The 24,985-nt window shown below is 72.5% G+C and carries 21 protein-coding genes; 11 read left to right on the forward strand and 10 right to left on the reverse strand.

The window, feature by feature from the left end:
* Positions 1–274: 274 nt before the first annotated feature.
* Both QQ657_RS47635 and QQ657_RS47640 read right to left on the reverse strand, forming a co-directional pair.
* Entirely contained in the window at positions 275–928 is a 654-nt protein-coding gene (locus QQ657_RS47635) for a class I SAM-dependent methyltransferase (protein ID WP_284749043.1), read from the reverse strand.
* A gap of 45 nt (positions 929–973) precedes the next feature.
* On the reverse strand, positions 974–1,150 hold the full coding sequence (locus tag QQ657_RS47640; RefSeq protein WP_284749044.1) for a zf-HC2 domain-containing protein: 177 nt from the start codon (positions 1,148–1,150) through the stop codon (positions 974–976).
* A gap of 322 nt (positions 1,151–1,472) precedes the next feature.
* On the opposite strand from QQ657_RS47640, the gene QQ657_RS47645 reads away from it, so the two are divergent.
* Positions 1,473–1,721, forward strand: a complete 249-nt coding sequence (locus QQ657_RS47645; RefSeq protein ID WP_284749045.1) for a hypothetical protein — start codon at positions 1,473–1,475, stop codon at positions 1,719–1,721.
* Between the two features lie 48 nt (positions 1,722–1,769).
* Here the strand turns inward: QQ657_RS47645 and QQ657_RS47650 are convergent, their stop codons facing one another.
* Positions 1,770–2,717, reverse strand: a complete 948-nt coding sequence (locus QQ657_RS47650) for an Lrp/AsnC family transcriptional regulator (protein WP_284749046.1) — start codon at positions 2,715–2,717, stop codon at positions 1,770–1,772.
* A 110-nt stretch (positions 2,718–2,827) separates the two neighbouring features.
* Between QQ657_RS47650 and QQ657_RS47655 the strand changes: the two genes are divergently transcribed.
* Positions 2,828–4,132, forward strand: a complete 1,305-nt coding sequence (locus QQ657_RS47655; RefSeq protein ID WP_284749047.1) for an MFS transporter — start codon at positions 2,828–2,830, stop codon at positions 4,130–4,132.
* On the opposite strand, the gene QQ657_RS47660 is transcribed toward QQ657_RS47655, so the two are convergent.
* From QQ657_RS47660 to QQ657_RS47670, 3 genes are read right to left on the reverse strand one after another with little or no spacing between them, the layout of a single operon-like run.
* Positions 4,110–4,517 (reverse strand): hypothetical protein, encoded by a 408-nt coding sequence (locus QQ657_RS47660; protein ID WP_284749048.1) that lies wholly within the window; start codon positions 4,515–4,517, stop codon positions 4,110–4,112. The genes QQ657_RS47655 and QQ657_RS47660 overlap by 23 nt on opposite strands.
* A complete protein-coding gene (locus tag QQ657_RS47665; protein WP_284749049.1) occupies positions 4,517–5,386 on the reverse strand; it encodes an oxidoreductase in 870 nt (289 codons plus the stop codon). The genes QQ657_RS47660 and QQ657_RS47665 overlap by 1 nt, the downstream gene beginning before the upstream one ends.
* 46 nt (positions 5,387–5,432) lie before the next feature.
* Positions 5,433–6,623, reverse strand: coding sequence for a glycoside hydrolase family 3 N-terminal domain-containing protein (locus QQ657_RS47670; RefSeq protein ID WP_284749050.1), 1,191 nt, complete (start codon positions 6,621–6,623; stop codon positions 5,433–5,435).
* A gap of 149 nt (positions 6,624–6,772) precedes the next feature.
* On the opposite strand from QQ657_RS47670, the gene QQ657_RS47675 reads away from it, so the two are divergent.
* The 5 genes from QQ657_RS47675 to QQ657_RS47695 are packed head-to-tail and all read left to right on the forward strand — an operon-like array spanning position 6,773 to position 11,743.
* Positions 6,773–7,351 carry a helix-turn-helix transcriptional regulator gene (locus QQ657_RS47675; RefSeq protein WP_284749051.1) on the forward strand — a complete coding sequence of 193 codons (579 nt, stop codon included), beginning with the start codon at positions 6,773–6,775 and terminating at the stop codon, positions 7,349–7,351.
* A gap of 9 nt (positions 7,352–7,360) precedes the next feature.
* On the forward strand, positions 7,361–8,617 hold the full coding sequence (locus tag QQ657_RS47680) for an ABC transporter substrate-binding protein (RefSeq protein WP_284749052.1): 1,257 nt from the start codon (positions 7,361–7,363) through the stop codon (positions 8,615–8,617).
* Positions 8,618–8,622: 5 nt separating this feature from the next.
* Positions 8,623–9,528: a carbohydrate ABC transporter permease gene (locus QQ657_RS47685; protein ID WP_284749053.1), complete on the forward strand. Its 906-nt coding sequence runs from the start codon at positions 8,623–8,625 to the stop codon at positions 9,526–9,528.
* Complete coding sequence (locus tag QQ657_RS47690; protein ID WP_284749054.1) at positions 9,525–10,340, forward strand: carbohydrate ABC transporter permease; 816 nt, start codon at positions 9,525–9,527, stop codon at positions 10,338–10,340. Before QQ657_RS47685 ends, QQ657_RS47690 begins: the two co-directional genes overlap by 4 nt.
* Complete coding sequence (locus tag QQ657_RS47695; protein WP_284749055.1) at positions 10,337–11,743, forward strand: GH1 family beta-glucosidase; 1,407 nt, start codon at positions 10,337–10,339, stop codon at positions 11,741–11,743. Before QQ657_RS47690 ends, QQ657_RS47695 begins: the two co-directional genes overlap by 4 nt.
* Here QQ657_RS47695 and QQ657_RS47700 read toward each other — a convergent pair.
* Both QQ657_RS47700 and QQ657_RS47705 read right to left on the reverse strand, forming a co-directional pair.
* Positions 11,702–15,325: an ATP-binding protein gene (locus QQ657_RS47700; RefSeq protein ID WP_284749056.1), complete on the reverse strand. Its 3,624-nt coding sequence runs from the start codon at positions 15,323–15,325 to the stop codon at positions 11,702–11,704. The genes QQ657_RS47695 and QQ657_RS47700 overlap by 42 nt on opposite strands.
* Positions 15,326–15,605: 280 nt before the next feature.
* Positions 15,606–18,854 (reverse strand): ATP-binding protein, encoded by a 3,249-nt coding sequence (locus QQ657_RS47705; RefSeq protein ID WP_284749057.1) that lies wholly within the window; start codon positions 18,852–18,854, stop codon positions 15,606–15,608.
* A 181-nt stretch (positions 18,855–19,035) separates the two neighbouring features.
* On the opposite strand from QQ657_RS47705, the gene QQ657_RS47710 reads away from it, so the two are divergent.
* From QQ657_RS47710 to QQ657_RS47725, 4 genes are all read left to right on the forward strand, one after another.
* Complete coding sequence (locus QQ657_RS47710) at positions 19,036–19,293, forward strand: WXG100 family type VII secretion target (protein ID WP_284749058.1); 258 nt, start codon at positions 19,036–19,038, stop codon at positions 19,291–19,293.
* On the forward strand, positions 19,290–19,544 hold the full coding sequence (locus QQ657_RS47715) for a WXG100 family type VII secretion target (RefSeq protein ID WP_284749059.1): 255 nt from the start codon (positions 19,290–19,292) through the stop codon (positions 19,542–19,544). The genes QQ657_RS47710 and QQ657_RS47715 overlap by 4 nt, the downstream gene beginning before the upstream one ends.
* A 63-nt stretch (positions 19,545–19,607) precedes the next feature.
* Positions 19,608–20,210 carry a helix-turn-helix transcriptional regulator gene (locus QQ657_RS47720; RefSeq protein ID WP_284749060.1) on the forward strand — a complete coding sequence of 201 codons (603 nt, stop codon included), beginning with the start codon at positions 19,608–19,610 and terminating at the stop codon, positions 20,208–20,210.
* A gap of 48 nt (positions 20,211–20,258) precedes the next feature.
* Positions 20,259–21,584 carry an amidase gene (locus QQ657_RS47725; protein ID WP_284749061.1) on the forward strand — a complete coding sequence of 442 codons (1,326 nt, stop codon included), beginning with the start codon at positions 20,259–20,261 and terminating at the stop codon, positions 21,582–21,584.
* 78 nt (positions 21,585–21,662) lie between these two features.
* Here QQ657_RS47725 and QQ657_RS47730 read toward each other — a convergent pair whose 3' ends face one another.
* Together QQ657_RS47730 and QQ657_RS47735 are read right to left on the reverse strand one after the other, a co-directional pair.
* Positions 21,663–22,826, reverse strand: a complete 1,164-nt coding sequence (locus QQ657_RS47730; RefSeq protein WP_284749062.1) for a coiled-coil domain-containing protein — start codon at positions 22,824–22,826, stop codon at positions 21,663–21,665.
* A gap of 116 nt (positions 22,827–22,942) precedes the next feature.
* Positions 22,943–24,937 carry an SDR family oxidoreductase gene (locus QQ657_RS47735; RefSeq protein ID WP_284749063.1) on the reverse strand — a complete coding sequence of 665 codons (1,995 nt, stop codon included), beginning with the start codon at positions 24,935–24,937 and terminating at the stop codon, positions 22,943–22,945.
* Between the last annotated feature and the right edge of the window lie 48 nt (positions 24,938–24,985).

Here is a 24,985-nt window from a genome sequence, read left to right on the forward strand (position 1 = left end):
CCGGTGTCGGAGGGGGTGTGCTCGACCGGCCGGAACGAGGGTGACACCGGTCACTAGAGCAGATTGGTCTAGTCCAGTCAAGGATCCCGGTGTTCCGGGCACAGGGTCTGCGCGAACGACTCCCGAGTTGAACCGGCCGGCGGCGGGGCTCGCGCTGGGGCGAGCTTGCCCGCCTCGGGCAACGGTTCTGCGCGACTCCGGCCCGGCGTCCGGCGGAACGGCCGCCGAAAGCCGGGTTCGGGCGTTGATCTCGCTTGATCGTCCGGCGCCGGGCTCAGCCGGCCACGGACTCTTCGGCGGGCTTCCGCGCCAGTACCCGCCCCTGTGGCACTCGCGCCGCCGGGTCTCGCAGCACCTGCGTCAAAACTTCGAACCCCGCGCCCACCACCAGCTCGCACACCCGCTCCACCGGCTGCCGGTAGGCGTCCAGCGAAAGCCCGTCGTGGCCATGCCATTCGGTCAGGTGCTGCCGCTCGTCGCCGACCTGGAACGCCAGCTGCAGGTGGCCTCCCGGGCGCAGCACCCGGAACAGCTCCGCGCACACCTCCGGCAGCCGGGCCGGCGGCGTGTGGATGATCGAGTACCACGCCACCGCGCCCGCGAGACCACTGTCCGGCAGGTCCAGCCCGAGCAGCGACCCCTCGGAAAACCGCAGCTCCGGGTGGTCGCGGCGGGCGACGGCGAGCATTTCCGGCGTCAGGTCGATGCCCGTGACGTCGAGCCCCGCCGAGGCCAGGTACGCCGTCACCCGGCCCGTTCCGCAGCCGAGGTCGGCGACCGGGCCGCCGCCGTCCGCGCGGACGAGGTCGGCGAACGCCGTGAGCAGCGCGCGGTCCTGGACGTCCTCGGCGATGGGGGCCGAGCGCCGGGCGTAGGTCTCGGCGACGATCGAGTAGGAGTGGCGGGTCGTGGTCAGGAAGTCGGTCACGGCGCGGAGGCTACCGGCGGGCACCGACAGTTTCCGTGATCAGTCCTATGTGGACTCAAGGCGGCCGAGGTGGTCCAGCATCGAGCGGACGGCCTCGAACTCCCGGACCTCCTGGCGGCAGTCCGGGCACGCCGAAAGGTGCCGCTCCACCCGGGCCGAGTCGGCGGGGTCGAGCAACCCCAGGCTGTACGCCCCGAGGTCGGTCCGGTCGTACCGGGCCATGGATCGCGTCTCCGTTTCCGCGTCCCGCACGGGAACGCCCGCACTACCGGACGTCTCCAGAGTCCTGACACACACGCGCTCCCGGCACTGTTCTCCGGTTTTCCACCCGATCGGCCGACAACTTGAGGCGGCGAACAGCCCATGTGAGTGAACCGGGATCGTCACGGTACTCACCGGTCCGGACACGGAAAGCTTTTCTGCCCCGAATTTCGGCGATTCGGCGTCATGGGTCGCGGGCGGGCTCGTCGGACCTGCGTCGGACTGGAATTTTCCGGCCTCGACCAGGGCGAAGGCGATCCGGAACGAGGAGAGCGAGAGAGCGATGACCGTACGAAGCCACCGGGCGGACCACGTCGTCGAAGAAGTCGGTGTGTGGCTGGCGGGGGAGTTCGTGGGGCGGCTCCCCGCCGCGGAGATCGACCGCGTCGTCAAGGTGACGCGGCTCGACCTCGAAAGCAGCATCGCGGTGGAGGAGCTCGGGGAGATGCTCCACCGGCTGAGCCGGGCGCGGCTGCAACGGATCGTGCAGCTGTCCCCGCTCGCGAAGGTGCGGATCCCGCAGGCGCGGTGATCACTTTCCCGGGAAAGCGCGGACCGTGCTTTCCCGGGAAACGGCGCTTCAGCGGGACGCGGCCGCTTTGATCGTCCGGAGGACCGGTGCCGTCTCAAGCGTGTAGACGGCCTCGAGCGCTCCGAGTCGTCGAGTCAGGTAGTGGTGGAGTGCCGCCGCGTCCGGGCAGAGCGCGTGCGCGACCAGGTTGGCCGGCCCGGTCGTCGCCGCCACCAGCGCCAACTCCGGGTGGGTGGCCAGCTCGTGGGCGACCTCGTCGAGGTGCGCGGGGGCGACCGACATCCAGAGCAGCGCGTGCGTCGTCGCGCCGAGCGGGGCCGGGTCGACCTCCAGGTCGAAGAACACCGTGCCGCCGGCCTGGAGGTCGGCCAGCCGGCGCGCGACGGTCGCCGCGGACCAGCCGGTGGCCGTCGCCAGCTCGGCCAGGCTCGCCCGGCCGTCGCGCTGCAATGCGGCCATCAGCGCGGCGTCGTCGCCGGTCAGCGGCTTGCCTTCGCCGGAGAACACCGGCGTCAGCGCCGCGACCTGCGCCGCGTCGAGAGCCTGGGCCCGGCCGAGCCACGCCGTCGGGCCGCCGAAGTAGCGGTGCAGCAGCTGGTGCGCGGACACCGCCGTGATGCTCGCCGAGCGCGGGATGTCCCGCAGCAGCAGCGAATGGTCGCTCGCGGCCGGCGTCGACACGTTCACGCAGATCTCGGTGCCGCCCGACACGAGCTTGACCCACGCGGTGTCGGCGCGCCGCGCGAGGGCGAGCGCGACGTCGCGCGCGGTGTTCGGGGTCGCCGTCAGCCGGACCATCCACTCCGCCTGCCCGGTGCGTTGCGGGTCCGGCAAGCCGACGACGCGAAGCGACGCTTCGGCGCGTAGCCGGCGGTAGCGCCGCGCCACGGTCTGCGTCGAGACGCCGAGGACCTCCCCGATCTTCGTGAACGGCGCCCGGCCGTCGAGATGCAGCGCGTGGATCAGCGCGCGGTCGACGTCGTCCAGGATGGTCATATCCCTCATCAAAGCGCACGGCGTGGAAGAAATCAGCAAGACGACCGCGAGAAGTGGAAGCCGCTGCCGCACTCGGGCCAAGGTCGGTGCCGAACGAAAGGGGGCACCTCTTGCCGACCACGACCCGCCACCGGCACCGCTGGGCCGCACTGGCCGTGCTGCTCATCGCCGAAGCGATGAACCTGCTCGACGCCACGATCGTCCAGGTCGCCGGCCCGGTCATCCACGACGGCCTGCCCGGACCGGCCGCCGACATCCCGTGGTTCAGCGCGGCCTACACGCTGCCGTTCGCGGCCTTCCTGATCACGGGTGGCCGGCTCGGCGACATCTTCGGCCGGGCAAGGGCGTTCAAGATCGGCGTCACGGCCTTCGTGCTCGCATCGCTGGCCTGCGCGGCCGCGCCGGACGCGGGCCTGCTGATCGGCGCCCGCGCGGTGCAGGGCGCGGCGGCGGCGCTGATCATCCCGCAGACGATCGGCCTCATCCGCGCGCTCTTCGACGGCGGCGAACTCGCGAAGGCACTCGGCAGCATCGGCCCGGTGATGGGCCTGTCCGCGGTCACCGGGCCGCTGCTCGGCGGCCTGCTGACGCAGGCGCTGTCGTGGCGGGCGGTGTTCCTGGTGAACGTCCCGCTCGGCCTGGCGGTCCTGCTCGCCGCGCGGTTCCCGCGCGAGGACAAAGCAGCCACGCGCCCGAAGCTCGACCTCGTGGGCACCGTGCTCGCCGTCGCCGGGGCCGGCCTGCTCGTCTACCCGCTGATCAGCCCGGGCGGGACGTCGTGGCCGCTGCTCGCGGCCGGTGCCGCATTGCTCGTCGCGTTCGGGTTCCAGCAGCGCCGCACGGCCGCGCCGCTGGTCGAGCCGAGCCTGTTCGCCCACCGCGGGTTCCCGGCCGCGCTCGCCGGTTCGCTGCTGTACTTCGCGGTGATGACCGGGCTGATGCTGCTCGTCCCGATGCGGCTGCAGCTCGGCGAGGGCGTCGATGTCCGCACCGCGAGCCTGACGCTGCTGCCGCTCTCGGCGGGGCTCGCGGTGTCGTCGTGGTTCGCCGGGGCCTGGCTGGTGCCGAAGTTCGGCGCGCGCGTGATGTTCGCCGGACTGGGCTTGCTGCTGGCCGGGATCCTCGGCGTGGCCGCCGGGGTGACGCCGGCGCTCGCGGTGTGCGGACTCGGGATGGGAACGTTCACGGTCCCGTTCTTCACCGCCGCCCTGCACCAGGTCCGGCCGCACGAGACGGGCTCGGCCGCCGGGCTGCTCAACGCGGTTCAGCAGCTCGGCGGCACCCTCGGTGTCGCCCTCCTCGGTGGGCTCTACTTGAGCACCGGGACGGCGACCACGGCGCTCGGCGTCGCCGCCGGGCTGACCGTGGCCGCCGCCGTCGCTGTCATCCCACTCAGTAGTCGTCGCGGCCGGTGAACTGCTGCTCCAGCAGCTCGGCCGCACCCGCCACCAGCTCGAGGGGGTCGATGAACTCGTTGATGTCCAGGTTGATCAGCGGCAGCGAGTGGCGCAGCACGAGGTGGTCGCCCATCACCGCGAGCCCGCCCACGACGGTCGAGTTGCCGACCTCGGTCAGCACCTCGAGGAGGTCGACCTCGTCGTGGCGGGCGAACGGCGTCGCGATCTGGACCCAGTCCTCACGCTGGTCGAGGACCTCGCGCGCGATCACCATGATCTGGGCCCGCTGCTCGGTGTCGGGCTCGTCGCCGAAGATCAGCCGGATGCGGATCTCGTCGGGGTCGTCACGCACCACCCGGTATTCCTGCCTGATGTAAGCGACCAGATCGCCCCACTCGGCCATCAGGCGGCCCCGATCCGGTCGAGGTCGGCCAGGACATCGGCCGGTAGTTCGAGCGAAGCCGCGGCGAGGTTCTCGCGCAGGTGCTCGAGCGACGACGTCCCGGGGATGAGCAGCATCGACGGCGACCGGTGCAGCAGCCAGGCCAGCGCGACCTGCAGCGGCGTCGCGCCGACGCGGGCGGCGCAGTCGTCGAGGATGCCCGATTGCAGCGGGCTGAAGCCGCCGAGCGGGAAGTACGGCACGAAGGCGATGCCGTCGGCGGCGCACTTGTCGACGAGGTCGTCGTTTTCGCGGTGTGCCAGGTTGTACTGGTTCTGCACGCAGACGACGGGCGCGATCGCCTTGGCCTCGTCGAGCTGCTCCGCGGTGACGTGGCTGACGCCGAGGTGCTTGATCAGGCCCTGCTGCCGCAGCTCGGCGAGCACGCCGAACGGCTCGGCGAGCGACATCCGCACCGGGTAGTCGCCGGCGGCGTTGCCCAGGCGCAAGTTCACCACGTCGATGGCGTCGACGCCGAGGTTCCGGAGGTTGTCGTGCACGGCCTCGGTCAGCTCGCCGGCGGACAACGCGGGCGGCCACGCCTTGTCGGGCGTCCGGCGCGCGCCGACCTTCGTCACGATCGTCAGCGACTCCGGGTACGGGTGGAGGGCCTCCTTGATCACCGCGTTCACGGTGTGCGGCCCGTAGTAGTCGCTGGTGTCGATGTGGGTGACGCCGCTTTCGACGGCTTCGCGCAGCACGGCGACCGCGGTGTCGTGGTCACGCGGCGGTCCCCAGACACCGGGGCCGGCCAGCTGCATGGCCCCGTACCCCATCCGGGTCACGGGGACTTCCCCGCCGAGGCTGAAAGTGCCGCCCAGGTTTGCCATTCCGCTCCTCAGTTAGGTGGCGTTCCGCCGAGGAGTCTAGGGAGGATCAGCCGCACGCGCCCTTGCCGCGCAGCACCCGCGTCACCGACTCCTGCACCCGCGTCTTCGGCAGTTCGCCGGACTGGACGGCCTGCACCAGCCGGTTCAGCACCTCGTCGACGCGCCCGCCGGACGACCACAACGCCTCGTCCGCGCCGGCCTGCAACGCCTTCAGCACGGCGTCCGGCAGCGAGTACTGCGCGGTGATCGCCTTCATCGCGCCGAGGTCGTCGGTGAGGACCGGCCCGGTGAACCCGAATTCGGTGCGCAGCAGCTTGTACGCGGCCGGCGAGATCGACGCCGGGACGCCGCCGGTCAGGTCGGGCACGTCGAGGTGGCCGACCATCACCGAAACCGGGCCGTAGTCCGCGAGGTTCCGGTACGGCACCAGGTCCACCGCTCGCAGCTGCGCGAGCGGCGGCGTCACGACCGTGCCCTTGTGCGAATCGCCCGAGCCGTGGCCGTGGCCGGGGAAGTGCTTCAGCACCGGCTGGACACCGCCGTCGCGCAGGCCCGCCGCGAACGCCGCGGCGTAGGTCTTCACGCGGTTCGGGTCGGGGCTGAAGGAGCGGTCGCCGATGACGTCGTCGTCCGGGGCGTCGGTGACGTCGATGTCCGGCGCGAAGTCGACCGTCACGCCGCGGGCACGCAGCTGGCGGCCGCGGTCGGCGGCCAGCGTCCGGACCTGGGCCGGCGACTTCGTCGCGGCCATCACGCGGGCCGACGGGATTTCGCCGTCGAGATCGTCGATGCGCTGGACGCGACCGCCCTCTTCGTCGACCGACACGGCCACCGGCAGCTTGGCCGCGGCCTGGACGGCGTCCAGGGAACGATCTTTCAACAACGCTGTTGCGTTACCGCCGATGAAGATCCCGCCGACCTGGTTGTCACGCACCATGGACACCGTGGCGCCCGGGTTGTCGCCGGACACCCCCACGACGACCAGCTGCGCGACCTGGCCGCGGACGTCCAGGCCGTTGACCAGCGACGCGCAGTCACCGGGCCGCGTCAAGCTCGACGTCGGAGGCGGAGAGGCCGGAGAGGTCGGCGCGGCCGTCCGTGAAGAAGAGGGTGGAGGAACCGGCGACCGCGGGATCGCCAGCCCGGACACGGTGTCCGATTGACAGCCCGTGACCAGGGAACTCACGACAGCGATGCAGAGCGCCACCCCCAAGGCGGCCGGACGTCGGTGGTTCATCGGTCCCTTCACTCGTCGGTGTGCCCCACGACGGTAGTCGACGGCCCGCTTCACGATGTGAAGAAGGGCTGCACCTCGGTTAGAGAATTCGTGAAGGCGACCTCAGCAGACTGGCACCACCAGAACACGGACAGTGGGGAGGGGCCTCGATGGACCAGGTGCGAGTGGCGGCGTGGGCGTCGGACCCGATTGCGCTCACGGGCTTGATCAACCACCTCAAGTCCCGGCCGGAGCTGCTGGTCGTGCCGCGCGCCCGGCGGGGCGAGGCGGCGGTGCTCGTGTTCGCCGTCGGGCAGGTCGACCGCGAGGTGATCGCCGCGCTGCGGGCCGCCTCCGCCGAGTCGCCCGCCGCGATCGTGCTGGTCGCCGGGCACGTCGACCCCGGGCACCTGAGCCTGCTCGCGGACTGCCACGTCTCCGTCGTCCTGCCGCGGACCGCGCTCGACCGGCTCACCGACAGCGTGCTGGCCGCCGCACGGGGGCGCACGACGTCGCTGCGCGACCAGGTCGAGGCCCTGGCCCACGAGGGTTCGCCGGCGGCACTGACGCCGCGCGAGGTGGATGTGCTTCGCCTGATGGCCGAAGGCTGGGACACTGCGGAGATCGCGGGCAAGCTCTGCTACTCGGAGCGGACCGTGAAGAACGTCATCTACGCCATGACCAACCGGCTCAACCTGCGCAACCGGCCGCACGCGGTCGCCTACGCCGTGCGGGCCGGTGTGATCTGAGGAAGCCCGTTGCGCACGATCGTCCGCCGGACCGCCGTCGCGGTCGCCGCGTTGATCCCGCTCGCCGCCTGCAGTCCCGCTGACTCCGGTGGCCCGACGAAGCTCACCATCGCCACCTTCGGCGAATTCGGCTACGCGCCGCTGATCGCCGAGTACCAGAAGCTGCACCCGGACATCACGGTGCAGAACCGCGTCACCGACTTCGACACCCACCACAAGGGCCTCGCGACGCAGCTCGCCACCGGCCACGGTGCCGCCGACGTCGTCGCGATCGAAGAGCAGTACATCCCGCAGTACCGGAAGGCGAAGGACAAGTTCGTCGACCTCGCCTCCTACGGCGCGGGAGAGCTCGAAAAGCAGTGGGCGCCCTGGAAGTGGGCGCAGGGCACCGACGGCGCGTTCGTCCTCGGCCTCGGTACCGACATGGGCAGCCTCGCCCTCTGCTACCGCCGCGACCTGTTCCAGGCCGCGGGCCTGCCGACCGACCGTGACGAGGTCGCGAAGCTGATGCCCGACTGGGACGCCTACGCCGCGGCCGCCGAGCGGTTCACCGAGAAGACGCCGAACGTGAAGTTCGCGGACTCGGCCGGGACCGTCTACACGGCGATGCTCAACCAGTCGCCCGAGAACTACTTCTCGGCCAAGGACGACTCCTTCATCGGCGACCGCAACCCCAGCGTCCACAACGCCTTCACCCTCGCCGGCGGCATCGCGGCGAAGGGGGAGACAGCGGCCGCGACGACGTTCACGCAGGCCTGGAACGTGGCGATCAAGCAGGGTTCCTTCGCGACCGTCGCCTGCCCGGCGTGGATGCTCAGCCAGATCAAGGAAGCCGGCGGCGACGCGGGCAAGGGCAAGTGGGACGTCACGACCGTGCCCGGCAAGAGCGGCAACCAGGGCGGTTCGTTCCTGACCGTGCCGAAGCAGAGCGAGCACCCGAAGGAGGCGTACGAGCTCGCCAAGTGGCTGACCGCGCCGGAGCAGCAGAAGAAGCTCTTCCTCTCCGACGGCATCCTGCCCAGCGAGCCGTCGGTCTACGCGGACCCGCAGGTCGTCGCCCACACCGACCCGTACTTCGGGGACGCGCCGATCGGGCGGATCTTCGCCGCGTCCGCCGACCAGCTGCGGCCCAACTACCGCGGCCTGCACGACGCCGACGTCCGGCCCGAGTTCGGCCGCGCGCTCGGCCGGATCGAGGACAAGACCGACGGCGTCGACCAGGCCTGGGCGGAAGCCGTCCAGCAGGCGCAAGCCGCCCTGAAGTAGCGCGCGTGCACCACCGGCTCGCCCGTTTCGACCGCAAGGCCACGCCGCTGCTGTTCGTCGCGCCCTTCTTCGGCCTGTTCGTCGTCTTCGGCGCCTTCCCGCTGCTCTACACGGCGTGGGTGTCGCTGCACGACTGGAACCTGCTGGAAGGCGACCGGGGCTACCTCGGCCTGGCGAACTACGGCGAGCTGCTCGCGGACCCGAACTTCTACAACGCGCTGGCCAACACCGTCGGCATCTTCGTGCTCGCCGCGGTCCCGGAGTTCCTGCTGGCGCTGGGCATCGCGGCGCTGCTCGACCGCCCGCTGCGCGGCGCGACCTGGTGGCGCACCGGGATCCTGCTGCCGAACGTCGTGTCCGTCGTCGCGATCGGGCTCGTGTTCGGGCAGCTGTTCAGCCGGGACTACGGCGTGGTCAACGAGGTCCTCGGCTGGTTCGGCGTCGCGCCGGTGAACTGGCAGGCGTCGAGCTGGACGTCGCACTTCGCGGTGGCGTCGATGGTGCTCTGGCGGTGGACCGGCTACAACGCGCTCATCTACCTGGCCGCGATGCAGGCCGTCCCCGGCGACCTCTACGAAGCCGCCGCGATCGACGGCGCCTCGCGCTGGCGGACGTTCTGGTCGATCACCGTGCCGGGCATCCGGCCCGCGCTGGCCTTCACCGCCATCGCCGGCACGGTCAACGGCCTGCAGCTGTTCGCCGAACCGCAGCTGTTCGACGCCGGCGGGTCGGGCGGGACCGGGGGCAACGACCGCCAGTTCCAGACGCTCGTGATGTACCTGTACGAGAAGGGGTTCACGCACTTCGACGCCGGTTACGCGGCCGCGCTGACCTGGGTGATGTTCGTGGTCTGCGCGGTGTTCGCGCTGGTCAACTACCGGCTCGTGCGCCGGTTCGTGAGGTCGGCGTGAGACGCCCCGCCGGCTGGGTCTACGCGGTGCTGACCGGCGTGCTCGGCGCGTCGATCTTCCCGCTGTACTGGTCGTTCGTCGTGTCCACTCGCGACAACTCGGCGATCGGGGAGACGTCTCCGCTGCTGCTGCCGGGCGGGCACCTCGTCGAGAACGTCCGGCGCGTCTTCGACACCGTCGACTTCTGGCTGGCGCTGGGCAACTCGCTGATCGTCGCGAGCACCGTCATGGTGTCCAACGTCGTGCTGGCGAGCCTGGCCGGGTTCGCCTTCGCCCGGCTGCGGTTCCGCGGCCGCAACACGCTGTTCCTGCTGGTCGTCGGCTCGGCGATGGTGCCGGCGCAGCTCGGTGTAATCCCGCTTTACCTGGTGGTCGGCGAACTCGGCTGGTACGGGCGGCTCGAGGCGGTGATCGTGCCGGGGCTGCTCAGCGCGTTCAGCGTGTTCTGGATGCGCCAGGCGTGCGAGAACGCGATCAGCGCCGAACTCGTCGACGCGGCGACCGTCGACGGCTGTTCGATCCTGCGCACCTACTGGCACGTGGCGGTGCCCGCGCTGCGCCCGGCGGCCGCGGTGCTGGCGATGCTGACGTTCATGGCCGCGTGGAACGACTACTTCTGGCCGCTGGTGGTACTCGACCCGAACGAAACGCCGACCGTGCAGGTCGCCCTGTCGCAGCTGGCCAGCGGCTACTACACCGACTACGCGCTCATGCTCACCGGCGCGACCGTGGGCGTCCTGCCCGTGATCGCGCTGTTCCTGCTGCTGGGCCGCCACATCGTCCGGGGGATCCTGAAAGGGGCGCCAGTATGACCGGTCTTTCCTTCCCACCGGGGTTCCTGTGGGGCGCGGCCACCGCGTCCTACCAGGTCGAAGGCGGGGTTTCCGAGGGCGGCCGCGGACCGTCCATCTGGGACACGTTCGCGGCCCGCCCGGGTGCCGTCCTCGGCGGCGCGTCCGGCGAGGTCGCGTGCGACCACTACCACCGGTTCGCCGAGGACATCGGGCTGCTGGCGGATCTGGGCCTCGGTGCCTACCGGTTCTCGGTGGCGTGGCCGCGGGTCATGCCGGACGGGCGGACGCCGTCGGCTCCGGGCCTGGCTTTCTACGACCGGCTGGTGGACGAGCTGCTGCGCCGCGACGTCGTGCCGGTGGTGACGCTCTACCACTGGGACCTGCCGCAGGCCCTGGAGGACGCGGGTGGCTGGCCGTCGCGCGACACGGCCTACCGGTTCGCCGAGTACGCCGCGGTGGTCCACGACGCGTTGGGCGATCGTGTCAACCAGTGGACGACGGTCAACGAGCCGTTCTGCGCGGCGTTCTTGGGGTACGGCAGCGGGGTGCACGCGCCGGGCGTCCAGGACTACGACACGGCGCTGGTCGCGGCGCACCACCTGCTGCTGGGACACGGGCTGGCGACGCGGGCGCTGACCGAGCAGGCGCGGCCGGGGCACGAGTTCTCACTGGCGTTGAACTTCGCGCCCGCCATCCCGGACGGTTCGACGCCGGAACACCTCGAGGCGGCGCGGAAGTTCGACGGGATCCACAACCGGTTCTTCCTCGACCCGGTGCTGGGCAAGGGATACCCGGCGGACGTGCTGTCCGACGTGGCTCATCACGGCGGCCGGTTCGCGGCGTCGATTCGCGACGGCGACACGGACACCATCGCGGCGGCGATCGACTGGCTGGGCGTGAACTACTACGCGCCCGCGCGGGTGACGCCTTCGGCGGATCCGCTGGTGCACGGCAACTGCCCGCTGCCGGGGTTGCGGGGGCTGGACGTGCTGCCGGCTCCGCCGCCGCTGACGGCGTTCGGCTGGGAGCAGGCGCCTTCCGTGCTCACTTCGCTGCTCGGCTGGCTTTCCGAGCGGTCGGGCGGGTTGCCCATGGTGGTGGCGGAGAACGGCGCGTCCTTCGTGGACAAGGTGACGTCCGGCCGGGTGCACGACGCGGCCCGGGTGAACTACTTCATGGAGCACGTCCGCGCGGTGCACGACGCGATCCGGCTGGGTGCCGACGTGCGCGGGTACATCGCGTGGTCGCTGCTGGACAACTTCGAGTGGGCGATGGGGTATTCGCAACGCTTCGGCCTGGTCCACGTCGACTTCGACACGCAGGTGCGGACGGTCAAGGACTCGGGCCGGTTCCTCGGCCGGGTCGCGAAGGCCAACGCGTCAGGGCCGCTGCCGGAAGGCGTCGGCGACGCCCGAGCGTGACGGCGTCTCCAGCTTGCCCAGCAACCTCGTGACGTGGGCTTGCACGGTCCGCCGCGGCAGCGACAGCTCCGCCGCGATGTCCGGGTTCGACCGGCCGTCCGCGACCAGGCTCGCGATCCGGACCTCGATCGGCGTCAGCGACTCCCAGCCGTGGCCCGGCCGGACCGCGGAGAACAACGCCCCGCGCCGGACGCCCAGCCGCCGCAGCCGCGTCTCCGCCCGGCGCAGGTCCCAGCGCGCCCCCAGCGCCGTGTAGATCTCGGCCGCCTCCTCGAACGCCGCGTGCGCCGCGTCGAGGCGGCCCGCGCGGGCCAGCAGCTCCGCCGCGTCTTCGAGCACGGACGCCAGCTCCGGACGGCGGCCGACCGCGCGGAAGTGCTCCGCCGTCGCGAGCACCGCCGCCGGGTCGCCCTCGATCAGGCCCCGGCACCACGACACCGCCGCGTGCGCCCGCGCCGGCCGTCGTTCCTTCGCCGCCTCCTCCTCGCAGACCTCCAGGGCCCGGCGGGCGCGGACGACGTCGTCCTGCTCCATCGCCAGCCGCACGAACGTCGGGAGCCACTGGTGGCGCAGCATCATCTGCGCGTACGTCGGGTTCAGGATCGGCTCGAGGACAGCCATCGCGCGAGCCCGGTCGCCGCGCTGCTCGGCCGCGAGGGCGTCCGCGACCAGCAGGAAGTCGAAGCTCTCGCGTTCGGCGCCGGTCGCCGGGGCGTACTCCTCCGCCGCGTCGAGGTGGGCCGCCGCCTGCGCGCGGTCGTCGCGGCGGCCGGCGATCAGCGCCGCGACGCCGTGCAGCAGCAGGGCCGCAGGGCCGGGTTCGCGCAGGCCGTAGAACGTGATCGCCGGGCCGTCTTCGGTGACCGTGTCCAGCTCGACCAGCGCCTCGTCCCAGCGGCCTTCCCAGTACCGGTGCACCGCGACGGACACCTGCAGCCCCACCGGCATCGAGTGCCGGGCCGCGACGTCGCCTGCCGCGCGCAACGCCGCGTTCGCCTCGGCGAGCCGGTCGAGGTTCTGGAGCGTGAACACGCGGTTGTCGAGCAGGTCGAGGTGCAGGTCGGCCAGCTCGTGCTCGTCGCCGACGGCCTCGATCGCCGCGTCGATGTGCGTGAGCGCGGAGTCGTGCTCGCGGCGGACGGAATCCACCAGCCACAACGACTGCAGCGCGTGCGCCGTCAGGTACCGGTCGCCGCCGGCGAACGCCTTGGTCTCGTAGGCGGCCTTCTCCGCGGCGTCCAAATCGGACAGATCGCCGCGGCGGAAGTTCGCCAGCAGCTGCCGGTGCTTGACCCGCCAGAGCTCCGGCACGGCCGGGTCGTCGGCCGACGTGGCGAGGATCGCGACCGCGCCTTCGGTGTCGCCCCGGCGGTGCTTCAGCGCCGCGAGGACGTGCCGCATCTCCTCGGCGGCGTCCGGGTCGCTGGCGACGTCGAAGGCTTGCTGCGCCAGGGATTCCGGGTTTCGCTCCAGCCGGAACAGCACCTTGACCAGGGCCACGAGCAGCACTTCGCGACGCGGCCCGGCACCGGCGGCGAGCGCGCGTTCCAGCAGTTCCACGGCGATCAGCGGCGCCCGGTTGGACACGGCCGCGTGGTGCGCGGCGAGCCAGTCCAGCACCCATTCGTCCACAGTGGCCGGTGCGGCCACCAGCTGTTCGGCGACGCGCTTGACGGGGGCGCCGATCCCGGCAAGCGCTTCCGCGGCCTGCCGGTGCAGCGCCGCCCGCGTCCCCGCGAGCAGCCGGTCGTAAAGCGCCTGGCGCAGCAGGGGATGCCGGAACGCGAGCTGCGTCCCGGTGTCGATCAGGACGTTCGCGGCGACGGCTTCTTCCAGCGGTTCCAGCAGGTCCGACGGCCGCGTGCCGAGCACCGCGGCGATGTCCCCGACGGCGAACTCCATGCCCAGCAGCGCACCCCAGCGCAGCACCTCCTGCGTCCGGGCGGGGAGGAAGTCGAGCCGCCGGTCGACCGCGGCGACCAGCGAACGCGGCGCTTCGAACTCCGCCGGGTCGTCGACGTCGGCCAGTCCGCCGCTCACCTCGACCGCACCGGCCCGCAGCAGGACGTCGACCATTTCCTTGACGTACAACGGGTTCCCGGCACCACGGGCGGCCAGCTCGCGCAGCCCGGGGCCGGGGGCGGCGCCGATCTGGTCCTCGATCAGCCGTCCGACGTCCTCGCCGGTCAACGGCGCGAGGTCGAGCACCACGCCGTCGCGCGCCTGCACGCCGCGGCGCAGCTGGGCGAGCTCGGTGCGGTCCGGCGCGGGCCGGGTCGCGGCCACCAGCAGCAGCGGCAGCTGCCGGGTCGCCGCGCAGAGGCGGTGCCAGACCAGCACGGACGCCTCGTCCGCCCACTGCAGGTCGTCGACCACCAGCACCTGCGGCGAGCGCGCGCACAGCTCGTCGACCAGGGCCAGGAGCCGGTCGACCGCGCCCAGCACCGGGTCGGCGGGCCCGAGGCCGCGGCGCACCGGGCCTTCACCGGCGAGCTCGTTGGCGACCTTCGCGCGCCGCGGGTCGGCCGAATGCGCGTCGATCGCCAGGCACTCGAGCATCACCTGCAGCGGGAAGCGGGTGCTCAGCTCGTCGGCGGCGGCCCAGAGCCGCTGGAAGCCCGGGCCGTCCGGCAGGGTGCTGGTGAGCAGCTCGGACTTGCCGATGCCGGCTTCGCCCTCGATCCACACGGCCCGGCCGCGCCCGGCCCGGACGTCGGCGACGAGCTCGGCGAGCCGGGTGGTCTCGGCTTCCCGGCCGAAGAGCCGGTGCCCGGTGGTCTCGACCGGTGCGACGGGCGCGTCGAGGCCCGGGTCCTGGGCGAGGATCTGCTGGTGGAGGCGTTGCAGTGCGGGGCCGGGCTCGACGCCGAGCTCGGCGACGAGGGTGGCGCGGGCGTCGCGGAAGACGTCGAGGGCGTCGGCGTGCCGGCCGCTGCGGTAGAGGGCGAGCATGAGCGACTCGCGCAGCGACTCCCGCAGCGGGTGCTCGCCGGCCAGCACGGCCAGCTCCGGCGCGAGGTCGAGGTGCCCGCCGAGGGCGAGCAGCGCCTGGGCGCGCCGGTCGAGGGTGTTCAGCCGCAGCTCGGCGAGGTATTCGCGGTGCCGCTCGGCGAACCCGCCGGGCACGCCGGAGAGCGCTTCCCCCTGCCAGAGCGCGAGGGCGGCGTCGAGCTCGGTGACGGCCGCCCGCGGATCACCGCGGTCGAGGTGCTGCTGCGCGCGTTCGCGGTGGCGCTCGAAGACGGCGGCGTCGAGCGCGTCCTCGTCGAGCAGCAGCGAGTACCCGGCGGGATCCGATACGAGGACACTGGCGGCCGACCAGCGCGACCGGTCCGGTTCGAGCGCCCGCCGCAGCCCGGAGACGTAGGTGTGGACGCTGCCTTCGACGCTCGCGGGCGCGGAGTCGCCCCAGACCCCGGCGATCAGTTCGGCGCGCGGGACCGGGCGCCCGGCGTTGACCGCGAGCACGGCGAAGATCGCGCGCTGACGAGCGGGACCCAGGCCGATCTCGGCCGTCCCGCGCCAGGCCCGTAGGGGACCCAGCAAGCCCACTCGCAGACCGGTGTCCGCTTCCCCTTGCATGTCCCTGCCGTTCCCTCGGGGGACGAACCCACCGGGGGCGGGCCCCCAGGACCCCGGCGGACATCTTCGGTGCCGATTACTCCGGCGAGCTTACTGACGTGGCAAGCCCGGATCGGGTTGCCCGGTCACGGGACGGGTTACGACTTTGGGAGGGGTGGGGTCGCGGTGGTATCGATCGTCCGATCGGTATGGCCCGGCGCCGGACGTCTTGAATGAGTCATTCAGGACCTCCGAAGACCTGAATGACTCATTCAAGACAGTGGGGGCGGGCCGCCCGGCGTCACTCGCCGGCGACTGCCCGCGACCGCGCCGAACCCGCCCGCCGGATCCCGAACGGCTGCATCCGGCTCTCGGCCCTCCGCACGTCCCACACCGCGCCCATCGCCGTGTACTTCGTCAACGCCGCCCGGAACGCGATCCGCGCGTCGTCCAGGCGGCCCGACTCCGCCAGCAGGATCGCCGCGTCCTCGGTCGCCTTGGCCTGCTTCAGCACCCGGCCCGCGATCCGGTAGTGCGAAACCGCCGTCAGCACCGGTTCCGGGTCCCCGGTCACCAGCCCGCGGCAGTGCGCGGCCGACGCCGCGTGGGCCGGTGGGACCTCGCCCTCCGGGGTCAGCAAGCGCACCGCCTGCTGGGCGAGGTCGGACTTGCCGAGCTGCAGGCTGAGCCGGACCAGGTCGGGCAGCCACTGGTGGCGGGCCGCGGGCGGGTAGTGCTCCTCCAGCAGCGGCAGCAACGCGGCCAGCGCCGCCTCGGGCCGGCCGTCCTGCTCGGCCAGCAGGGCGCGGGCCGCGAGCAGGAAGTCGCCGCCGTCGGGCTCGAGTCCCGGGGGCCACTGCTGCCGGCCCGCCGCGTCGACGTGCGTGCGGGCCAGTACCGGCCGGCCGCGGTGCCCGGCGATCAGCGCGCCGACGCCGTGCACCAGCAACGCCGAACCCGGGCTGCGCAATACGTACGACGCCGTTTCCGCGCCGTCGCGGATCACCGCGTCCAGCTCGGACAGGGCCTCGGGCCAGCGGCCCAGCCAGTAGTAGTGCACCGCGCCGGCCAGGTGCATCTCGCCCGGCACCGCGCGCGTCGCGGCGATGCGCCGGGCGGCTTCGAGGGGTTCGGCGGCCTCGTCGAGGCTGTCGAGGGTCGGCACGGACAGCGCCGCGTCGTCCAGCGGGTGCAGCCCGGCCGGCGCCAGGGCCGTCTCCTCGCCGAGCCGCTCCAGCGTGGCCAGCAGCGCCTCGTGGCGCCCGCGCCACATCTCCGGGACGTCGGCGTCGTCGAGCGTCCGCTTCAGCTCGGCCGTCGCCTCGGCGAAGTCGCCGCGGCGGTAGTAGACGTAGGCCAGGATCCAGCGCATCTCGGCGGCCCGCCTGCTGTCGGACGTCCGCGCGACGACCGAGCGCGCCTCCGCCTCGGGCTCGCGGCCGAGCCAGAACAGCAGCCGCGCGAGCGTCGCGGTCAGCGTCTCCCGCGCGTCCGGCGGCAGCGCGCCCTGCGTGACGGCGTGGCGCAGCAAGTCGACCGCGACGCGCGGGGTCTCGGTGGCGACCGCGCCGATGTTGTCCAGCAGCCACGTCGTCACCCACGGGTCGACCTGCGCGGGCGCGGCCGCGAGCTGCTCGGCGACGCGGTCGGCGGGGGCGCGCGCGGCGGCGAACGCCTCGGCCAGCTGCCGGTGCAGCGCCACCCGCATCGCCGCCGGGGTCTTTTCGTAGAGCACGCGGCGCAGCAACAAGTGCCGGAACGCCAGCCGGTCGCCCGATTCGACGAGCACGCCCGACGTGATCGCCTCGTCCACCGCGCCGACCAGCGCGGTCGGCGGCCGCTCGGTCGCGACGGCGATGTCCGACAGCGAGAACTCGCGGCCCAGCAGCGCCGCCCAGCGCAGCGTGTCGCGGGTGCCGCTGGAGAGGAAGCTCAGGTACAGCGTGATCCGCGACCCCAGCGGCGCCGGGATGGTCTGGCACGAGTTGCCGTCGAGGTGCGCGTGGACGCCGTCGAGCACGATCATCGAGTGCGTCAGCAGCGTCTCGACGATTTCCTTGACGTAGCGCGGGTTTCCGGATCCGTAGGACACCAGCGTCCGCAGCCCCGGCCCGGGTGGCGCGCCCGCCAGCCCGGCGGCCAGCTCGTGCGTCTCCGCCTCGGCCAGCGGCGGCAGCGCGAACACGGTTGTGACATCGTTGTCGAGTTCGGCTCGCAGTTCCTCGAGCGCGGCCGGTCGTGGCACCGGCCGGCTCGCGCCGACCAGCAGCAGCGGCAGCTCCCGCGTCTCCCGGCTCAGGTACCGCCAGACGCGCAACGTGGTGTCGTCGGCCCAGTGCAGGTCGTCGACCACGAGCACCAGCGGCGCCTCCGCGCACAGCTCGCGGACCAGCCCCAGCAGGCCGTCGACCGGGTCCTCGCCGGACCGCTCGGCGAGCCGGGCGGCCAGGTTCGCGCGGCGCTCGTCGGTGGCCCGCGGGTGCACGCCCAGCGCGTCGAGCAGCGGCCGCAGCGCGAACCGCTGGTCCAGCGCGTCGGCCGCGGCGAAGGCGGACCGGAAGTCCTGGGTCATCGCGAGCAGCTCGGCCAGCAGCGCCGTCCGGCCGCTGCCCGGTTCTCCTTCGAGCCACAGCGAATGCCCGGTGCCCGCGCCGAGCTCGTCGACGGCTTCGCGCAGCCGGGCCAGCTCCGCTTCCCGGCCGACGAAGACGTCGGCGCGGTCCGGCATCGACGTGACGGGCGAGCGCGGCACGCGCACGGTCGGCGGCGGTTTCGGCGCCGGCTTCTCCCGCAGCTCGTCGTGCAGCCGTCGCAGCGCGGGGCCCGGCTCGGTGCCCGAGGACTCGACGAGCCGGTCGCGGACGTCGGCGTAGACCGCGATCGCCTCGGTCCGCCGGTCGGAGCGGGCCAGCGCGCGCATGAGCAGGCCGCGCAGCGTCTCGCGGAAGGGGTGTTCGCGGGTCAGCGCGGTCAGCTCGGCGATGAGCTCGGCGTGCCCGCCCGACTCCAGCACGATCTCGGCGCGCCGCTCGATCGTCGCCAGCCGCACCTCGGCCAGCCGCGCGCGCTGGGCGGCGGCGAACGGCCCGGGCAGCCCCGACAGCGGGACGCCGTGCCAGAGGTCGAGGGCTTCGTCGAGGACTTCGCGTGCGCCGCGCGAGTCGCCGGCGGACTGCTTGCGCTGGGCCAGTTCGCGCAGGGTTTCGAACCGGTGGACGTCGACCGCACCGGCGTCCAGGCGCAGCGAGTAGCCGGACCCGATCGACGCGAGCAGCTGCGGGCCCTCGCCCTTGGCGCGGCCGGGTTCGAGCGCGCGGCGCAGGCCGGAGACGTAGGTGTAGATGGAGCCCTGGGCGCTCTGCGGTGGGGCCTCGCCCCAGACGGCGTCGATCAGCTCCTCCCGCGAAACCGTGCGGTTCGGGTTCATCGCCAGTACGGCGAGGACCGTCCGCCGGTGCGCGGAGCCGAGGTCGAGCTCCGTTTCCCCGTGCCAGGCCTTGACCGGGCCGAGGAGCTGGAGTCTCGGTGCGGAGCCGTCCGCAGCCGACATCGGTCTCCCTTCGTGCGCTGACGAACCGTCACGCGCCGGATGCCTGACGTGAGCATACGCGGCCACCGTGAACCGCCAGGCAAGGATGGCGGACATTCGGGCAACGGCGGACGAGCGGGGTTCCGCCGGGGCGGCGGCGTGCGCGACCCTCGGTCGGCCGAGACCTCGAGGAGCCCGAAAAATGGCCGCAGCCGAGCCGACGGAGGACATGAAGCGTGCCGCCGCCCGTTTCGCGTACGCCATCGAGGCGGCCGGTGCGCACTTCCGTGACGTCAACAGCGAGATGGCGATGGTGCAGGCGTCGTGGCGCGGCGAGGCGTCGGTGCGGTTCGGCCAGGCGATGAGCGACTGGGAGCAGGAGTTCGACGTGATCCTCTCGCGGCTGGTCCGGCTGTACGAGCTGACCGGCGGCGGCGTGCCGAGGCAGCGGCGGTCATGACGCGCCGCGACCTCGACTTCCGCTTCGCCGATCTGGTGCTGGACCGGATGGGGGCGATCACCGGCGAGCTGGGCGACCTGCTCGCCGAGCTGGAGTCCACTGTGGAGCCGGAGCTGGCCGGCTGGACCGCCGAGGCGCGGGACGAGTACCTGCGCGCGAAGCGCGACTGGGGGCGGGCGGCCGAGCGGATGCCGGCGTGCCTGGAGCGGACGCGGGAGGCGTTCGGCGAGCTCACTCGCGGGGGCCGGTGATTTCTTCACGCGCGTGAAGACGGAATAGGGAAGGCGTGAAGACCGGCCGTCCACACTGCTGCCATGAAGCCCGTCGAAGTGACCGTCCTCGCCTCGGACCCGATCACGCACGCCGGCGCGGTGACCCTGCTGGAGGCCCATCCGGACCTCCGGATCACCGATCTGGTGCCCGACGTGCTGCTGGTGATGGAGGAGCACGTCACCGAGGCGGTGCTGGGCGAGGTGCGCGCGGCGAAGGCGTCGCACGTCGTGCTGGTGGTCGAGCACTTCCGCGAGAGCGACCTGATGTCGGTGCTGGAGAGCGGCGTCGTGGCGATCCTGCCGCGCCGCGAGACGGGCGGCGCCGAGCTGGTGACGGCGGTGCTCGCCGCGGGCGACGGCACGGCGAACCTGCCGCCGCGGCTGCAGGGGGCGCTCCTTTCGCAGGTCCAGCGGATGCGCAAGGACGTCCTGGAGCCGAACGGGCTGACGCTGTCGGGGCTCGCCGCCCGCGAGTGCGACGTGCTGCGGCTGGTCGCCGAGGGCTTCGGGACCGAGGAGATCGCCGCGAAGCTGTGCTACTCGGAGCGGACGGTGAAGAACGTCCTCTACGGCCTGATGACGCGCTGCGGCCTCAACAACCGCGCCCACGCCGTCGCCTACGCGCTGCGGGCGGGCGCAATCTGAGACGTTTTCCTTGCCACTGTCACCTTTTGGTGGGCTAGGGTCTCGATCATGGTGTCGACGGCAGCAGAGATCGCGGCTTCGGTGCGGGCCGGGACCCTCGATCCGGTGCAGGTGACCAAGGAAGCCCTCGACCGGATCGCCGCGGCGGACGGCGTCGTCGGCGCGTTCCGCCGGGTGCGGGCGGAAGAGGCACTCGCGGAGGCCGCGGCGGTGGCCGCACGGCCCGACCTCGCTTCGCTGCCGCTGGCCGGGGTGCCCGTCGCGGTCAAGGACGTCACGGAGATCGCGGGCGAGTACGCGTCCCACGGTTCGCTGGCGGGGCCGTCCGCGGTTGCCGGGGAGGACGGCGTGATCGCGGCGCGGCTGCGGGCGGCCGGCGCGGTGCTCGTCGGGCTGACGCGGGTGCCCGAGTTGTGCATCTGGCCGATGAGCGACACCCCGGACGGCATCGCCCGCAACCCCTGGGACCCGACGTACGCCTCGGGCGGTTCGTCCGGCGGCAGCGCGGCGGCGGTGGCGGCCGGGCTGGTCCCGCTGGCCCACGGCACGGACGGCATGGGCTCGGTCCGGCTGCCGGCGGCGATGTGCGGGCTGGTCGGGCTGAAGCCGGGGTCGGACCTGCTCGCCGAAGGGGGCTGGTTCGGCATGTCGGTGCACGGCCCGCTGGCCACGACGGTCGCCGACGCGGCTTTGCTGGTCTCGGTGCTGGCCGCTTCTCCCGCTTTGGCCGTCGTTTCCCCGCCGCCGGCGTCGCGCATCGGGATGTCGACGACGGTCCCGCTGCTGCGCACGCCGGTGCCCCGCGAGCTGGTCGCGGCGGTTTCGCAGGCGGCGGGGCTGCTTTCGTCGGCCGGTCACGCGGTCTCACCGGCCGCCCCGCGCTACCCGGCGACGATGGTCCTGGGCATGACGGCCCGCTGGTGCGCGGGCCCGGCGCGGCAGGCCGCGGACTTCGACTTCGGGCGGTTCCAGCGGCGAACGCGCACGCACGTCCGGGTGGGCCGGTTCATCGAGCGAGCGGGCCTGATCCGGTCGGGCACGCGTGACCGGTGGGTCTCGCGGGCCGCGGAGTTCTTCGAGTCCCACGACGTCTTGATGACGCCGACGCTGTCGCATTGGCCGGTGAAGGCGGGCCGCTGGCACGAGCGCCGGTGGCTGACGAACGTCCTGCCGTCGACGCGTCTGGCGGGCTTCACGGGCCAGTGGAACTTCGCGGGCTACCCGGCGATCACGGTCCCGATCGGCCGGTCGGCCCGGTCGGGGCTGCCGACGTCGGTCCAGCTCGTGGCGAAGCCGGGTGGGGAGTCGTTGCTACTGGGCTTGGCGGCCCAGCTGGAGGCGGCGAACCCCTGGCCTCGCACCGCCCGCGGCTGACCCCCGAAATGCCGTTAAGGCCACCTTACGGGCGTCAGACGCCCGTAAGGTGGCCTTAACGGCATTGGAGTTGTTGGCTCAGGAACCCGGCTTGCTCGCCGTCGGCGAGAGCGGCTTCACGCCGTTTCCGTTCCCGTTCGCCGGCTTGGTCGCCGGGCCGTTCTGCTTGGGGGCGTTGGCCGGCTTCGCGGCCTGGACGGGCTTGGGCGCCGCGGCCTTCACCGCCTGCTTCGCCGAAGCCGGGATCGACGGCTGGACCACCGGCACCACCGGGGCCGACGGCGTCGTCGGGGAGTCCACCGCCGAGTCGCCGCCCACCAGCTTGGACGCCTGGGGGATCACAGCTTCCTCCGGCAGCGTCGCCAGCTGCGTCTCGCTGCGGTTGAGGATGTCCTCCGCCGCCGCCAGGCTCTTGCGGGCCTGCTCGCGGATCTCCGCCAGCCGCTCGACCTTGCGGTTGGCCGCCGTCGTGCGCTGGGCCGCCTGGGTCGTCGCCTCGTCGAGCCGGCGCCGGGCCTCCGCCGTGGCCTCGTCGAGCCGGCGCTTGGCCTCCGCCGTCGCCTCCGCGAGCCGGCGCTCGGCCTGGTTCTTGCTCGCCGTGCGCTGGTCGGCGACGTGCTTCTCCAGCGCCGCCTTCTGGGCCGCCTGGGACGACTCGAACTCGCGCTCGAGCTTCCGGCGCTTCCGCTCGGCCTCGTTGTCCAGCAGCTCGCGCCGCTGGCCCGCCTCGACGGTCAGCCGCTGCACCTCCGCGCGCGTCTCGGAAAGCGCGTTTTCGTGCTCCGAGTGCAGCAGGTCGGCCTGCTTGTCCAGCTCCGCGACGAGCTTCGTGTACCGCTCGCGCAGCTTCGTCGACGCCTCGGTCGAGCCCGCCCACGTCTTCTCCGCGGCGGCCTCGGCGCGCTTGATGATCTCGTCCGCGCGGGCCTGCGCGAGCGTGACCGTCCGCTGCATCCGCTCGTCGAGGTCCTCGAGCCGCTCCGGCGGTTTCTTCAGCTCCTCGATGCGCGCTTCCAGCGAAGCCACCTGCGACCTGATCGACTCGGCCTCGCGGGTCGCGGCGGTGGCCTGCGCCACGGCGGCGTCGCGGTCGCTGAGCACGCGGCGCAGCTGGGCCTCGACGTGGTCGAGGTACTGCCGGACTTCGTTGCGGTCGAAGCCGTGCCAGGCCTGCGTGTATTCACGACGAAGGGGGAGAAGGCCGTTGAGGGCGGTTGCGGCGGGGTCGCGCTCAGGAACCATGCGCCCGACCGTACCCGGGCACAGTGCGCTTACGCCGGTCGGCTTAACAAATCACCAACACGTGTCGCCGTCCTGGCGGCGCGTCGCCGGAATGGACGCACCCCGGAAACGCAGCGTCACCAGTGAAAGCCACGCGAAAGCCGGGCGAGCGCCATCGCCGCACGTGAGAGGTGTTTCTCGCCACGCCCGATCTTGAGCTCGCCCGAACCGCCCGCCGCGGTCGAATCCGGGAAGATCCGGAAACCCTGGTACGCGACGGCGTCGGTGAGGCCCGGCGTGAGCGTGTACGCCAGCCCGATCGCCTGCCCGGCCGGGGTGCCGATGTGCTTCGGCCGTTCGACCAAAGCCTTGAGCACCATGTCGGCGGCCTGTTCCGGCGACTTCGTCGGGAAGGCGTCGTAGATCTTCGTCGGGCGGATCATCGGCGTGCGCACGAGCGGCATGTGGATGGTGGTGAACGTGATCCCGTCGCCGTGCGTCTCGGTCGCCGCGATCCGCGAGAAGTAGTCCAGCGCCGCCTTCGACGCCGCGTACGCCGAGAAGCGCGGCGCGATGCCCTGGACGCCGATCGACGACACGTTCACGATGTGCCCGAACTTCCGCTCCGACATGTGCGGCAGCACCGCGAGGATCAGCCGGACCGCGCCGAAGTAGTTGATCGCCATCGCGCGCTCGTAGTCGTGCATCCGGTCGTACGACAGCTTGATCGACCGGCGGATCGACCGGCCGGCGTTGTTGACCAGCATGTCGATCCGGCCGTGCTCGGCCAGCATCGCGTCGACGGCCTTGTGCACCGAGTCCTCGTCGGTCAGGTCGGCCGGGTACACCGACGCCGTGCCGCCGGCGGCGACGATCTCGTCGCGGACCTCTTCCAGCTCGTGCTGCCGGCGCGCGACGAGCAGCGGGACGCCGCCCGCGGCCGCCACCTTCAAAGCCGTCGCCCGCCCGATGCCGGAAGACGCGCCGGTGATGATCACGCGGCGGCCGTCCAGCTCGCCGCGCGGGCCGTGCTTGCGCGCGCGGAACGGGTCGAGGTGCTCGCGCCAGTAGCGCCACAGCGTCGGCGCGTACTCCTCCAGCCGGGGGACCTCGACGTTGCCGGCCAGCGCCTTGCGCGTCTCGGCCGAGGAGAACACCGACGGGAACGCCATGGTCTCCAGTAGCACCGGCGGGATGCCGAACCGCTCCATGACTGCGTCGCGGGCGATGGTGACGCCGGGGATGTGCTCGGTCAGCTTGACCAGCCCGACGATCCGCTTGGAGAGGCCTTCGCCGAGCTGCACGCTGATCGTCGGCGCGCCCGCGGCCTTCGCGAAGGCGTTGTACACGGACACGACCGGCTGCGGCTCGGGGTTGACCAGGTGGAAGGCGTGGCCGTCGAGGCCGGGCTTGACGACCAGCTCCAGCAGCGCCTTGGCGACGTAGTCGACCGGCACGATGTTGGTGTCGCCGAGGTCGGGGCCGACGATCGGCAGGACGTCCGGCAGGCCGGCGAGCCGGTTGATCGCGGGGAAGAGGTAGTACGGGCCGTCGATCTTGTCCATCTCGCCGGTCTCGGAGTGCCCGACGACGACCGCGGGGCGGTACACCCGCCACGGCACCTCGTCCTGCTCGCGGACGATCTTCTCGGCCTCGAACTTGGTCCGGTGGTACGGCGTGACCAGCCGCTGCCCGGCGTCGAACATCTCCTCCGTGAAAACGCCTTCGTGGTCGCCCGCGACGGCCACCGAAGACACGTGGTGCAGGCACCCGGCGCGCAGGTCGGCGGCGAGGCCGACGACCGCGCGCGTGCCGTCCACATTGGCCTTGATGCTTTCTTCGTCGTCGGCGGTGAGGTCGTAGAGCGCGGCCAGGTGCACGACGTGGTCGACGCTGCCGCGCAGCTCGTCGCGGTCCGCTTCGGACACGCCGAGCAGCGGCTCGCCGAGATCGCCGGTGACCAGCGTGACGCGGTCGGAGTGCGGCCACTGGTCGACCAGCGCGGCCAGCTTCGCCTTGCTCGACGCGCGCACGATGAGCGCGACGCGGTCGTCGTCGGGGCGGGAGAGCAGCAAGCGGGTGAACTGGCGCCCGATCAGTCCGGTCGCCCCGGTCACCAAGAACGTCGCCATCGTCTTCACACCTCTCGCCCGCATCCCTGACCCTGGGCATTCTGCTGC

The sequence above is a fragment of the Amycolatopsis ponsaeliensis genome, assembly GCF_030182635.1.
Taxonomy (GTDB): Bacteria; Actinomycetota; Actinomycetes; order Mycobacteriales; family Pseudonocardiaceae; genus Amycolatopsis; species Amycolatopsis ponsaeliensis.

What these genes read in the sequence shown, in the direction of transcription:
- QQ657_RS47640 (WP_284749044.1), bottom strand. Translation starts at nt 1,150, where the DNA reads ATGGCCCGGTACGACCGGACCGACCTCGGGGCGTACAGCCTGGGGTTG.
- QQ657_RS47645 (WP_284749045.1), top strand. Translation starts at nt 1,473, where the DNA reads ATGACCGTACGAAGCCACCGGGCGGACCACGTCGTCGAAGAAGTCGGT.
- QQ657_RS47650 (WP_284749046.1), bottom strand. Translation starts at nt 2,717, where the DNA reads ATGACCATCCTGGACGACGTCGACCGCGCGCTGATCCACGCGCTGCAT.
- QQ657_RS47660 (WP_284749048.1), bottom strand. Translation starts at nt 4,517, where the DNA reads ATGGCCGAGTGGGGCGATCTGGTCGCTTACATCAGGCAGGAATACCGG.
- QQ657_RS47665 (WP_284749049.1), bottom strand. Translation starts at nt 5,386, where the DNA reads ATGGCAAACCTGGGCGGCACTTTCAGCCTCGGCGGGGAAGTCCCCGTG.
- QQ657_RS47670 (WP_284749050.1), bottom strand. Translation starts at nt 6,623, where the DNA reads ATGAACCACCGACGTCCGGCCGCCTTGGGGGTGGCGCTCTGCATCGCT.
- QQ657_RS47675 (WP_284749051.1), top strand. Translation starts at nt 6,773, where the DNA reads ATGGACCAGGTGCGAGTGGCGGCGTGGGCGTCGGACCCGATTGCGCTC.
- QQ657_RS47695 (WP_284749055.1), top strand. Translation starts at nt 10,337, where the DNA reads ATGACCGGTCTTTCCTTCCCACCGGGGTTCCTGTGGGGCGCGGCCACC.
- QQ657_RS47700 (WP_284749056.1), bottom strand. Translation starts at nt 15,325, where the DNA reads ATGCAAGGGGAAGCGGACACCGGTCTGCGAGTGGGCTTGCTGGGTCCC.
- QQ657_RS47705 (WP_284749057.1), bottom strand. Translation starts at nt 18,854, where the DNA reads ATGTCGGCTGCGGACGGCTCCGCACCGAGACTCCAGCTCCTCGGCCCG.
- QQ657_RS47710 (WP_284749058.1), top strand. Translation starts at nt 19,036, where the DNA reads ATGGCCGCAGCCGAGCCGACGGAGGACATGAAGCGTGCCGCCGCCCGT.
- QQ657_RS47715 (WP_284749059.1), top strand. Translation starts at nt 19,290, where the DNA reads ATGACGCGCCGCGACCTCGACTTCCGCTTCGCCGATCTGGTGCTGGAC.
- QQ657_RS47720 (WP_284749060.1), top strand. Translation starts at nt 19,608, where the DNA reads ATGAAGCCCGTCGAAGTGACCGTCCTCGCCTCGGACCCGATCACGCAC.
- QQ657_RS47725 (WP_284749061.1), top strand. Translation starts at nt 20,259, where the DNA reads ATGGTGTCGACGGCAGCAGAGATCGCGGCTTCGGTGCGGGCCGGGACC.
- QQ657_RS47730 (WP_284749062.1), bottom strand. Translation starts at nt 22,826, where the DNA reads ATGGTTCCTGAGCGCGACCCCGCCGCAACCGCCCTCAACGGCCTTCTC.
- QQ657_RS47735 (WP_284749063.1), bottom strand. Translation starts at nt 24,937, where the DNA reads ATGGCGACGTTCTTGGTGACCGGGGCGACCGGACTGATCGGGCGCCAG.